The 10,855-nt window shown below is 73.2% G+C and carries 9 protein-coding genes and 1 tRNA gene; 2 read left to right on the forward strand and 8 right to left on the reverse strand.

What is annotated here, in order from left to right; translation table 11 throughout:
* Positions 1-199: 199 nt before the first annotated feature.
* Positions 200-658, reverse strand: coding sequence for a cell division protein CrgA (locus QWJ41_RS15945; protein ID WP_302709384.1), 459 nt, complete (start codon positions 656-658; stop codon positions 200-202).
* A gap of 95 nt (positions 659-753) precedes the next feature.
* Here QWJ41_RS15945 and QWJ41_RS15950 point away from each other — a divergent pair, with 95 nt between their 5' ends.
* Positions 754-1,578, forward strand: coding sequence for a DUF881 domain-containing protein (locus tag QWJ41_RS15950; RefSeq protein ID WP_302709385.1), 825 nt, complete (start codon positions 754-756; stop codon positions 1,576-1,578).
* Between the two features lie 39 nt (positions 1,579-1,617).
* Here the strand turns inward: QWJ41_RS15950 and pknB are convergent, their stop codons facing one another.
* The 7 genes from pknB to QWJ41_RS15985 are packed head-to-tail and all read right to left on the reverse strand — an operon-like array spanning position 1,618 to position 10,457.
* The gene (gene pknB / locus QWJ41_RS15955; protein ID WP_302709386.1) at positions 1,618-3,447 is read right to left on the reverse strand and encodes a Stk1 family PASTA domain-containing Ser/Thr kinase; all 1,830 of its coding nucleotides are present in this window, start codon (positions 3,445-3,447) and stop codon (positions 1,618-1,620) included.
* The gene (locus tag QWJ41_RS15960; RefSeq protein WP_302709387.1) at positions 3,444-5,045 is read right to left on the reverse strand and encodes a protein kinase domain-containing protein; all 1,602 of its coding nucleotides are present in this window, start codon (positions 5,043-5,045) and stop codon (positions 3,444-3,446) included. The genes pknB and QWJ41_RS15960 overlap by 4 nt, the downstream gene beginning before the upstream one ends.
* Positions 5,042-6,544: a peptidoglycan D,D-transpeptidase FtsI family protein gene (locus QWJ41_RS15965; protein WP_302709388.1), complete on the reverse strand. Its 1,503-nt coding sequence runs from the start codon at positions 6,542-6,544 to the stop codon at positions 5,042-5,044. The genes QWJ41_RS15960 and QWJ41_RS15965 overlap by 4 nt, the downstream gene beginning before the upstream one ends.
* Positions 6,541-7,947 carry an FtsW/RodA/SpoVE family cell cycle protein gene (locus QWJ41_RS15970; protein WP_302709389.1) on the reverse strand — a complete coding sequence of 469 codons (1,407 nt, stop codon included), beginning with the start codon at positions 7,945-7,947 and terminating at the stop codon, positions 6,541-6,543. The genes QWJ41_RS15965 and QWJ41_RS15970 overlap by 4 nt, the downstream gene beginning before the upstream one ends.
* Positions 7,944-9,266: a PP2C family protein-serine/threonine phosphatase gene (locus QWJ41_RS15975; protein ID WP_302709390.1), complete on the reverse strand. Its 1,323-nt coding sequence runs from the start codon at positions 9,264-9,266 to the stop codon at positions 7,944-7,946. Before QWJ41_RS15975 ends, QWJ41_RS15970 begins: the two co-directional genes overlap by 4 nt.
* Positions 9,263-9,751 carry an FHA domain-containing protein FhaB/FipA gene (locus QWJ41_RS15980; RefSeq protein ID WP_302709391.1) on the reverse strand — a complete coding sequence of 163 codons (489 nt, stop codon included), beginning with the start codon at positions 9,749-9,751 and terminating at the stop codon, positions 9,263-9,265. Before QWJ41_RS15980 ends, QWJ41_RS15975 begins: the two co-directional genes overlap by 4 nt.
* Positions 9,744-10,457: an FHA domain-containing protein gene (locus QWJ41_RS15985; RefSeq protein WP_302709392.1), complete on the reverse strand. Its 714-nt coding sequence runs from the start codon at positions 10,455-10,457 to the stop codon at positions 9,744-9,746. The genes QWJ41_RS15980 and QWJ41_RS15985 overlap by 8 nt, the downstream gene beginning before the upstream one ends.
* Before the next feature lie 186 nt (positions 10,458-10,643).
* Between QWJ41_RS15985 and QWJ41_RS15990 the strand changes: the two genes are divergently transcribed.
* Positions 10,644-10,730 (forward strand) — tRNA-Leu (locus tag QWJ41_RS15990).
* Positions 10,731-10,855 lie beyond the last annotated feature (125 nt).

Here is a 10,855-nt window from a genome sequence, read left to right on the forward strand (position 1 = left end):
GGCCGGGTCGGGTTTGCCGGGGGTGGCTGTGGGGAACCTTGTCCACAGATGAGTCCACAGGTGTGGAGAACTACACGCGTGTGATTCGTCCACAGTGTTGTCCCCAGGTGTGCAGAACCGCCCGCCACCTGAGAGGTGACGGGCGGTCCGGAAAGGCTGTGTGCTGCTGTGCTCGGGGCCCCTCAGCGGGACCCGGGGCTCACTCCCAGCGGGTGGCGAAGATGAAGCCGACGCCCATGAAGGCGATGCCCACGAAGAGGTTCGACTGCAGCAGGTCGTTGAAGACCGGGATCTGGTCGAGCTTGTCGTTGGCGAAGATGTAGTAGACGCAGATCCACACCAGGCCGATCAGGAAGCAGCCCAGCATGCCGGTGACCACGCCCCGGCCACGGCCCATCGGGGTGCTCGGGTGGGCGCTGATGGCCAGGCCCAGGAAGAGCAGCCCGAAGCCGATCACGTAGTTCCACCGGACCAGCTCGGCCATCCAGGCGGGGCTGCCCGGCTCGGCCTCGAAGTCGGTGGGGTCGGCGCGCACGCCGAAGTAGTAGTAGAGGACCCACGCGATGCCGGCGACGACCAGCAGCAGCGCCGCCACCGAGCGGGGAGTCACGACCGGGCCCCGCGGCTCGGCCAGCTCGTCCTTGACCTTCTGTCTCACGTCTACTCCTGCAGGTGTGGGCCACGACGCGCTCTCGCAGCCTGCGGCCCCCGTGGGCTCGGTGCGCCCGCGGGTCGCGGGCTACCTTAGTGGTCATGACGCCGGGTTCCCACGCGAGGCCGACCCCGGGGCAGCCGCCCCCGGGTTGGTGGTCGCGCGTGCGCGCCCGGGCGGGCGTGGTCGCGGGCGGTTCGCGCGAGCGGCCCCGGCCCGGCGCGTGGCGGGTGCTGACCCCCACGGTCGTGCTGCTGAGCGGCAGCCTCTTCGCGGTCAGCGCCATCAGCTCGGACGGCACCGACCTGCGCCCGGGCATCACCGACCTGACGACCCTGGTCAGCTCCGAGGCCGAGCAGTACGAGCAGCTGCGCAGCCGGGTGGAGTCGCTGACCGAGGAGGTCAACGAGCTGACCAGCCGCCTGGCCGACCGCGACGTCGCCCGCGTGCAGGGCCGCATCGAGGACTACTCCGACCCCGCGGGGCTCGAGCCGGTCGAGGGCGAGGGCGTGACCATCACCCTCACCGACAGCCCGCTGGGGGTCGACGAGACCGACCAGCCCGAGCGCTTCCTGGTCGTGCACCAGCAGGACATCCAGGCGGTCGTCAACGCGATGTGGCGCGCCGGCGCCGAGGCCGTGACCATCCAGGGGCAGCGGGTCGTCTCGACCACCGGCATCAAGTGCGAGGGGCCGTCGGTGACGCTGCACGGCGTGCCGTACCCGCCGCCCTACGTGATCTCGGCGGTCGGGGACCCCGAGGAGATCGCCGACTCGGTCGAGGGCGACCGCTACCTCTCGCTCTACCGCCAGCAGTCGGCGCAGGAGGACATCCAGATCGGCTGGGAGGCCTCCTTCGAGGAGGAGGTCGAGGCGCCGGCCTACTCCGGCCTGCTCGACCTGTCGTACGCCGAACCCATCGTCTGACCCGGCGCGAGGGCTGCGAGGACCCGCAGCCGGCCTGGTTCAGGCGGTAGGCCGACGACGCCCCTGCCGCCGGTTGCCGTTCCCGTTGTTCCCGTTGTTGCCGTTCCCGGGGCCGTTGAGCAGGCCGTTGGACTCGGTGGGCTCCTCCGACGGCTCCTCGCTCGGCTCTTCCGAGGGCTCCTCGCTGGGCTCCTCGGACGGCTCCTCCTCGGGCTCCTCGGGCTCCTGGGCCACGAAGAGGTTGACGTCCTGGCCCTGGCTGAGCCGCTCGCCGGCGGCCGGGATCTGCTCGGTGACGGTGCCGGGCTCGGCGTCGGGGTCGGAGTCCTCGCGGATCACCGGGTTGAAGCCCGCGTCGCGGACCTTCTGCTCGGCGACCTGCTGGGGGTCGCCCACGACGTCGGGCACCTTCTCGGGGCCCTCGGAGGTGATGATGGTGACGGTGGAGCCGTCCTCGACCTGGGTGCCGGCGGGGGGCTGCTGCTCGAGCACGAGGTTGCGGTCCTCGTCGGAGGAGCGGCGCTGCACGTCGACCTCGAAGCCCTGGCCCTCCAGCGTGGTCACCGCCTGGTCGCGGAAGAAGCCGGTGACCTGGGGAACGGCCACCTCGGGCAGGCCCGCCGAGACGGTGAGCAGCACGGTCGAGCCCGGGTCGACGAAGCTGTCGCCGGAGGGGTCCTGGCCGATGACCCGCCCGGCGGGACGGTCGGAGGTCTCGAACTCGGTGTCGACGCCGAAGCCCTCCTCACCGAGGATCCGGCTGGCGGCGGCCTCCTGGCGCCCCACGACGTCGGGCACGGCCACCTCGTCGGGCGCGGCCGGGAAGAGGCGGGGCCACAGCAGCACCCCGGCCACCACGAGCCCGATCATGAGCAGGCCGAGCGCGACGAGCCACCCCACGGGGCGACGCTCGTCCTCGGCGGTGGGCAGCGGGGCCGGCTGGGTGGCGGGCACCGGGCGGGCCGCCACCGCGGTGGCCGGCGCGGGCGGCGGCGGGGGCGCGGTCGCCTGGACGGGTCGCCCGGCCAGGTAGCGCTCGATGTCGGAGCGCATCGCCGCCGCCGACTGGTAGCGGTCCTCGACCCGCTTGGCCAGGGCCTTCATCACGATCGCGTCGACCTCGGGCGGCAGGTCGGTGTCGTGGTCGGAGGGCGGCTGGGCCGGCTCGCGCACGTGCTGGTAGGCCACCGCGACCGGGGAGTCGCCGACGAACGGCGGCCGACCGGTGAGGAGCTCGTAGAGCAGGCAGCCCGCGGAGTAGACGTCGGAGCGGGAGTCGACGGTCTCGCCGCGCGCCTGCTCGGGGGAGAGGTACTGCGCGGTGCCCACCACCGCGGCGGTCTGGGTCATCGTCGAGGAGGCGTCGCTGATGGCGCGCGCGATCCCGAAGTCCATCACCTTGACGTCGCCGGTGGGCGTGAGCATCACGTTGCCGGGCTTGATGTCGCGGTGGATGATCCCGGCCCGGTGGCTGTAGTCGAGGGCGGCCAGCACGCCGCTGGTGATCTCGAGCGCCCGCTCGGGCAGGATCTTGCGGCCCTCGCGCAGGATGTCGCGCAGCGTGCGGCCGGCGACGTACTCCATCACGATGTAGGGCTGCTGGACCCCCGAGCCGTCGGTGGCCTCCTCCTCGCCGGTGTCGTAGACGGCGACGATGGCGGGGTGGTTGAGCGAGGCCGACGACTGCGCCTCGCGGCGGAACCGGGCCTGGAACGTCGCGTCGCTGGCCAGGTCGGTGCGCAGCCGCTTGACCGCCACCACCCGGCCGAGCCGCTCGTCGGTGCCCTTGCGGACCTCGGCCATGCCGCCGCGTCCGAGCATCTCGCCGAGCTGGTAGCGCCCGCCGACGGTGGAAGGGGTGCCGCTCATCCGGTGGCTCCGTCCGTGGGGGTCTCGGTGGGCGTCGCGCTCGGCTCCTCGGTCGGCTCGGGCTCCTCGGTCGGGGTGGGCTCGGGAGCCGGGGCCTGTCCCCAGTAGCGCACGGTGACGGTGTCGCCCTCCTGCAGGGTGCCGGTCGGGTTCACCGACTCCACGGCGCCCTCCTCCTGCGTGCCGTCGTTGTCGAGCTCGTCGAGGGTCACCGACAGGCCCTGGCCGCGCAGGTCGGCCTCGACGTCGCCGACCGGTCGTCCCACGTAGTCGGAGGCGACGACCTCGACGGTGGCCGGCTGGGTCGCCGTCGGGGTCGGCGGGGTCGGGCTCGGCTCGGCGGACGACGACGTGGGGGACGGCTCGCGGGTGGGCTCCTCGACCGGCTCCTCGTCGTCGCCGCCGGTCACCAGCAGCACGATGATCAGCGCACCGACGGCCGCGAGCAGCAGCACCATCAGCGCCACCGCCCACGGTCCGCGCCGGGAGCGGCCGTCGCCCGTGCCCTCGCCGGGGGTCCCGGTCGTGGTCGTCGTGGTGGTGGCCGGGCCGGTCGCGGGGGTGCCGTGCACCGGCGTGGCCGAGCCGGACCCGGCCGCGGCGGCGGCGGCGAGCCCCGCGGCGGCGCCGGCCCCCGCGCCGGCGGCCGGCAGCACCTGGGTGGCGTCGGGGGAGGGCTGGTCGACGACGGCGGTCGGGGCGTCGCCCGCGGCGGCGGCACTGTGCCCGCTGGGGTCGCGCAGGGCCGCGGCCATGGCGGTCGCGTCGGGCCAGCGGTCGGCCGGCGCCTTCGCCAGCGCGCGGCGTACGACGGCGGCGAGCGGTGCCGGCACCTCGTCGGGCAGCTCGGGGACGGGCTGGTTGAGGTGCGCCAGCGCCGTGGTCACCGGCGAGTCGGTCTGGAAGGGCCGGCGGCCCGCGAGGCACTCGAAGGCCACCACGCCCAGCGCGTAGACGTCGGAGGCGGCGGTCGCGGTCTGGCCGCGGGCCTGCTCGGGGGACAGGTACTGGGGGGTGCCCATCACCTGGCCGGTCTGGGTGACGCCGACCGCCTCGGCGGCCCGCGCGATGCCGAAGTCGGTGACCTTGACCCGGCGGTCGGGGGTGACCAGCAGGTTGGCCGGCTTGACGTCGCGGTGCACGATCCCGGCGGCGTGCGCGGCGGCCAGCGCGGTCGCGGTCTGGGCCATCAGGTCGGAGGCGACCTCGGGATCCATCGGCTGCCCCGGGCGCAGCAGCGCCGAGAGCGGCTGGCCCTCGACCAGCTCCATCACCAGGTAGGGCTGGGCCATCGTCGAGCCGGCCCGGTCGCCCGCCTCGCCGAAGTCGTAGACCGCGGCGATGCCCGGGTGGTGCAGCGAGGCGGCGTGCTGGGCCTCGGTCTCGAAGCGACGACGGAACTCCAGGTCCTCGGCGTACTCCGGCTTGAGCAGCTTGACGGCCACCGAGCGGCCCAGGGTGGTGTCGGTGCCGCGCCACACCGTGCCCATCCCGCCGGTGGCCAGCAGCGAGTCGAGGCGGTAGCGGCGCGCGTCGTCGGCGAAGCGCTCGTCGTCGCCGCCGGTGGGCATGACGCCGGTGGGGGTGTCGTCGCTCATCGGTTGATCACCGCCTCCATGACGGCCTTCGCGATCGGGCCGCCCAGCAGGCCGCCGGCGATCTCGCCGCGGGCCCGGCCGGGGGCGTCCTGGATCATCACCGCGACCGCGACCTCGGGGTCGTCGGCGGGCGCGAACGAGACGAACCAGGCGTACGGCGCCACGTCGTCCTGCCCGCTCTGGGCGGTGCCGGTCTTGCCGGCGACCTGGATGCCCGGGATCGCGGCCGGGTTCGCGGTGCCGACGTCGACGGTGGAGACCATCAGCTCGGTGAGCTGGTCGGCCGTGGAGGCCGAGACCGCCTCGGAGAGCTCCTCCTCGTCGGTGGCGTCGATCTGGTCGAACTCGGGGCTCTGCACCTCGTCGACGAGGTAGGGCTTCATCACCGAGCCGTCGTTGGCGATGCCGGCCACGACCATGGCCATCTGCAGCGGGGTCGCGGCGACCTCGAACTGCCCGATGCCGGTCTGGCCGGTCTGCGGCTCGTTCATGCCCTCGGGGAAGCGCGAGGTGGCCTGCGGCAGCAGGTCCTCGAAGTACTGCTGGTTGAAGCCGAACGCCTCGGCCTGCTCCTGCATCGCCTCGGCGCCCAGGTCGACGGCCAGCCGCGCGAACGTGGTGTTGCAGGAGTTCTCCATCGCCTGGGCGAAGGGGATCCGGTCGGAGCCGCAGTCGCGGCCCTCGTTGTCGATCAGCCCGGAGTCGTCGCTGGTCAGCGGCAGCTGGTAGCTCGGCCCGCCGGGCACGAGGTCGTCGGCCTCGTAGTCGCCGCTCTCGATCGCGGCGGCGGCGGTGACGATCTTGAAGGTCGAGCCCGGCGGCAGGGTGGTCTGGATCGAGCGGTTCAGCAGCGGCTCGTCGTCGTCGGCCTCGAGCCGCTCGGCGGCCTCGTTGACCTCGCTGAGGTCGTGGGAGGCCAGGGCGTTGGGGTCGAAGGTCGGCAGCGAGACCATCGCCAGCACCTTGCCCGAGCGCGGCTCGATCGCCACGACGGAGCCCTCGCCCTCGGGGCCCACCACGGCGCGCAGGCCGTCGTACGCCGCCTGCTGGGCCGCGGGGTCGATGGTGAGCTGGACGTTGCCGCCCTGGGTCTCCTTGTTGCTGAGCAGGTCGACCAGGCGGGTCACGAAGAGCCGGTCGTCCTCGCCGGAGAGCAGTTCGTTGTAGGTCTGCTCGACGCGCTGCTGGCAGCCGGCGCAGGTGGCCGGCTGGGCGTTGTAGAAGTTGAACCAGCCGGTCAGGTGGCTGTAGAGCAGCGGCTTGAGGTAGGTGCGCTGGTAGTCGTAGCGGTCGTCGACCGGCTCGCTGCGCGCGATCGGGTCGTTGCCGACCAGGATCGCGCCGCGCTGCTGGGAGAAGCGCTCGTCGAGGGCACGGCGGTTGTTGGGGTCGTCGTTGAGCCCGTCGGCGCGCCAGAACTGCAGGTAGGTGACGTTGGCGAGCAGCGCCACGAAGAGCAGCAGGCAGAAGACCGAGATCGTGCGGATCGGCTTGTTCATCGCTGGACCCTCACCACCTGGGTGTCGTCGTCGGAGCCCTGGTCGGCGCTGCCCGTCAGGTCGGGCAGCGGGCGCCGGGCGAGGTCGGAGACGCGCAGCAGCAGCGCCACGATGACCCAGTTGGCCACCAGCGAGCTGCCGCCGTAGGACAGGAACGGCGTGGTCAGGCCGGTCAGCGGGATCAGCCCGGTGACACCGCCGACCACGACGAAGACCTGCAGCGCCAGGACCGCGCCGAGACCGGCGGCCAGGAGCTTGCCGAAGCCGTCGCGGGAGATCAGCGCGGCGCGCAGCGCGCGCTCGACGATGATGCCGTAGAGCAGCAGCACGGCCATCAGCCCGGTCAGGCCGAGCTCCTCGCCGATGGCGGCGATGATGAAGTCGGACTCCGCGAACGGCACCCGCGCCGGGTCGCCGTCACCGAAGCCGCGACCGATCAGCCCGCCCCAGGCCATCCCGAAGAGCGCCTCGAGGGGCTGCTCGCCGCGACCGTCGGTGCCGGCGCCGTAGTGGGAGAACGGGTCGAGCCAGATGTCGACGCGGGTCTGCACGTGGCCGAAGATCCGCCAGGCGGCCAGGGCGCCGCCGAGGAACAGCGCGCCGCCGACCACGAGCCAGCCCGGGCGCTCGGTGGCGACGTAGAGCATCACCAGGAACAGGCCGAAGAAGAGGAGGCTGGAGCCGAGGTCCTTCTGGAAGACCAGGATGCCCAGGCTGATCAGCCACATGCCCAGCACCGGTCCCAGGTCGCGCCCGCGGGGCAGGTCCACGAAGAGCACCCGCCGCCCGGCCAGGGCCAGCGCGTCGCGGTGCTGGACCAGGTAGCCGGCGAAGGCGACGACCAGCAGCACCTTGGCGACCTCGCCGGGCTGCAGGCTGAAGGGGCCGAGCTGGATCCAGATCCGCGCGCCGCGCACCTCGTTGCCGATCAGCGGCATCATCGGGGTCAGCAGCAGCACGATGGCGCCGAGCCCGCTGGTGTAGGTGAACCGGGTCAGCACCCGGTGGTCGCGCAGCAGCAGCAGGGTGGCGATGAACAGGCCCACCCCGACGCTCATCCAGGTCAGCTGGCGCGAGGCGAAGCCGCTGCCCTGGTCGAGGTCGATGCGGTGGATCACGGCCAGCCCGAGGCCGTTGAGCGCGGCCACGACCGGCAGCAGCACCGGGTCGGCGTACGGCGCCGCCAGGCGGACCACGACGTGGCAGGTGATGATCAGCGCGGCCAGCCAGCCGCCGTAGCCGACGAGGTCGGCGGGCACGCTCTCCTCGACGCCGATGCCGACGGCGGCGTAGGCGCCGATGCCGACCAGGAGCGCCAGGACGAGCAGGAACAGCTCGGCGCCGCGGCGGCGCCGGTGCACGAAGGCCAGGGGGCCCGAGGGGGCGGGCGAGGTGGTCGTCACGGGGCGACCTCGCCGGTCGCCGGGGACATCTCGCCGGCCAGGTTGTCGACGATCGACTCGGCGTCGGCGAAGTCGTCGGCCGCGATGCCGTCGCGCACGCCCTCGGAGACGAAGGCCGGCAGCCGGTCGAGCTCGACGTTGGTCGTCGCGAAGGGCTCGGAGAGGTCGATGCCGGGCAGGCTGGTGTTGACGCCGCGGAAGATGACCACGGTGCCGTCCTGCTCACCGACGTAGTACTGCGCCTGGCTCCACGACCAGGCCGCCGCGGCGACCATCCACACCGCGCCCACGACGATCAGCAGGCCCAGCAGGCGGCGCAGCCACTGGAAGCGGGCGGGCTCGCGGGGGGCGTAGCGGGCGGTCTCGGGGTCGATCGGGTCGCTGGGGATGGCGTGCACGTCGTCGGGCAGGTCGGGCAGGTCGGCCTGCACCGGCTCGAGCTCGCCGGTGTCGCCCGAGCGGTGCCCGCGGAAGATGCCCGTGGGGCGGGAGCCCTTGGGGGCGCGGCGGCGCAGCTCGGCGGCCGCGCCGACCAGCATCGGCTGCAGGTCGTCGAGGTCGTCGGCGCGCGCGCCCGCGGCCTCCTCGTCGAGCACGTCGGCGACCACGCAGGTCACGTTGTCGGACGAGCCGGCCTCGAGGCTGGCCCGCACGAGCTCGACGGCGGCGTAGTCGGGGGTGCCGGTCGAGAGCACGTCGGCCAGGCGGGCGTCGTCGAGGACGCCGCTGGCGCCGTCGGAGCAGACCAGCAGCCGGTCGCCGGTCTGCAGGTCGGCGAGGAAGAGGTCGGGCTCGGCCTCGTGGACGCCGTCGAGGGCCTTGAGGATCAGGTTGCGGTGCGGGTGCACCCGCGACTCCGGCTCGCTGATGCGGCCCTCGTCGATGAGGCTCTGCACGAAGGTGTGGTCGTGGGTGAGCTGGCTGATCTCGCCGGCCCGGTAGAGGTAGGCGCGGCTGTCGCCGATGTGGCCCACCCCCACGCGCTGCCCGTCGAAGTACAGGACGGTGGCGGTGGTGCTGGTGCCGTTGAGGGCGGGGTCGTCGTCGACGATCTCGCCGATCCGGTCGTGCGCGCGGTGCAGGGCGCCCGCGACGCGGCCGAGCAGGTCGTCGGGGGTCAGCTCGCCCGGCGGGTCCTCGTCGAGGCGGCGCAGCTGCTGCACGGCGGTGCCGCTGGCGATGTCGCCGCGGGCGGCGCCGCCCACGCCGTCGCAGACGGTGAGCAGCCACGGACCGGCGTACCCGGAGTCCTGGTTGTCCTTGCGGACCCGTCCGACGTCGGAGATCGCGGAGTAGTGGAGCCGGAGGGGGCCGCTCACTTGCGCAGCTCCAGGATCGTCTTGCCGATGCGCACCTGGGTGCCCATGGTGATCGTGGTGGGCTGGGTGATGCGCACGGTGCCGATGTAGGTGCCGTTGGTGGAGCCGAGGTCCTCGACGAACCACTGGTCGCCGGAGGCCGCGACCCGGGCGTGGCGGGTGGAGACGTAGTCGTCGTCGAGGCGGATGGCGGCGTCGGAGCCGCGCCCGATCAGCAGCGGTGCGTCGGCCAGGTCGGCGCGCTCACCGGCGTTGCCGCCCTCGACGACCAGCAGGTGGGTGGGGGCGCCGCGACGCTTGCCCGGGGGCTTGGCCGCCTTGCCCTTCTTGTCCTTCTTGGCCGGCGGGGCCTGGCCGCCGCGGGCGGTCTCGGGCACCCGGGCGCCGAACATGTCGGAGCGGATGACCGAGATGGCGGAGAGCACGAAGATCCACAGCACCGCCAGGTAGGCGATGCGGATCAGCAGCAGGGTCAGCTCAGACATCGGCGTGCTCCTGCTCGATCCGCACGGTCATGGTGGTGTTGCCGATCTTGACCTCGGTGCCGTCGCCGGCGATCGAGCTGGTCAGCTTCTGCCCGTCGACCAGCATGCCGTTGGTCGAGCCGAGGTCGCGCACGTCGACGCGCGGGTGCTCCCCGGTGGCGTCGACGCGGAACTCGATGTGGCGCCGGCTGACGCCCGGGTCGTTGATGCGCACGTCGGCGTCGGTGCCCCGCCCGACCACGACGCTGCCGCCGAGCAGGGGGTGGCGGGTGCCGTTGACCTCCAGCAGGGCCTTGGCGCGCCCGACCTGGGTGTGGGTGCTGTTGCCGGTGACCCGCGCCTGGGCCTGGCTGCGGATCCGGAACCGGCCGGTGGTCAGGTCGTCGGCGCCCTCGAACTCGATGGTGATGGGCCCCGGGAACGAGTAGGCGTTGGCCTGCGCGTGCTCCTCGAGCTGGCGCACCAGCTCGTCGGCCATCGCGGTGTCGTACGGCGCCAGCCGCTCGAGGTCGGTGCCGGAGAGCTCGACGTGGAAGTCGTTGGGCACCAGGCGTCGCTGGCGGGAGAGGATCTGCGCGTTGTTGTCGCACTCGCGCTGCAGCGCGGCCGCGATCTCCACGGGCTGCACCGCCGAGCGGAACGCCCGGGCGAACGCTCCGGAGATCATCTGCTCGAGCCGCTGCTCGAACCGCTGCAAGGCGCTCACTCGGCCTCCTTCCGTCCTCGGCGACGCGGGGAGCCGGCTCCTCGTGCAGGCCGACCGGCCCGGCGGGGGTGCCGGGTCGCACCCGATCGTAACGGGGTCGGGCGGTGGGAGTGGGCACCCCCAGCCCCCGGGGGCGGCCCGGTTTGGGGAACGGAGAGCCGCTGGGCTAACCTCATCACGCTTCAAGCGCGAGTGGCGGAATAGGCAGACGCGCACGGTTCAGGTCCGTGTGTCCGAAAGGACGTGGGGGTTCAACTCCCCCCTCGCGCACCACCCAGGAACCCGGCCCAGAGAGATCTGGGCCGGGTTCCTGTGTTTGGTAGAAATGTCGTGCGGGCTCAGACGCCCGGCACGATCCGCATGTCGCGCACCGCGCCGCCGTCCAGCGCGGCCAGGCC

Origin of the sequence: Nocardioides cremeus, assembly GCF_030518195.1 — a bacterium.
In the GTDB taxonomy this organism is placed as follows: Bacteria; Actinomycetota; Actinomycetes; order Propionibacteriales; family Nocardioidaceae; genus Nocardioides; species Nocardioides cremeus.

What these genes read in the sequence shown, in the direction of transcription:
- QWJ41_RS15950 (WP_302709385.1), top strand. Translation starts at nt 754, where the DNA reads ATGACGCCGGGTTCCCACGCGAGGCCGACCCCGGGGCAGCCGCCCCCG.
- pknB (WP_302709386.1), bottom strand. Translation starts at nt 3,447, where the DNA reads ATGAGCGGCACCCCTTCCACCGTCGGCGGGCGCTACCAGCTCGGCGAG.
- QWJ41_RS15960 (WP_302709387.1), bottom strand. Translation starts at nt 5,045, where the DNA reads ATGAGCGACGACACCCCCACCGGCGTCATGCCCACCGGCGGCGACGAC.
- QWJ41_RS15965 (WP_302709388.1), bottom strand. Translation starts at nt 6,544, where the DNA reads ATGAACAAGCCGATCCGCACGATCTCGGTCTTCTGCCTGCTGCTCTTC.
- QWJ41_RS15980 (WP_302709391.1), bottom strand. Translation starts at nt 9,751, where the DNA reads ATGTCTGAGCTGACCCTGCTGCTGATCCGCATCGCCTACCTGGCGGTG.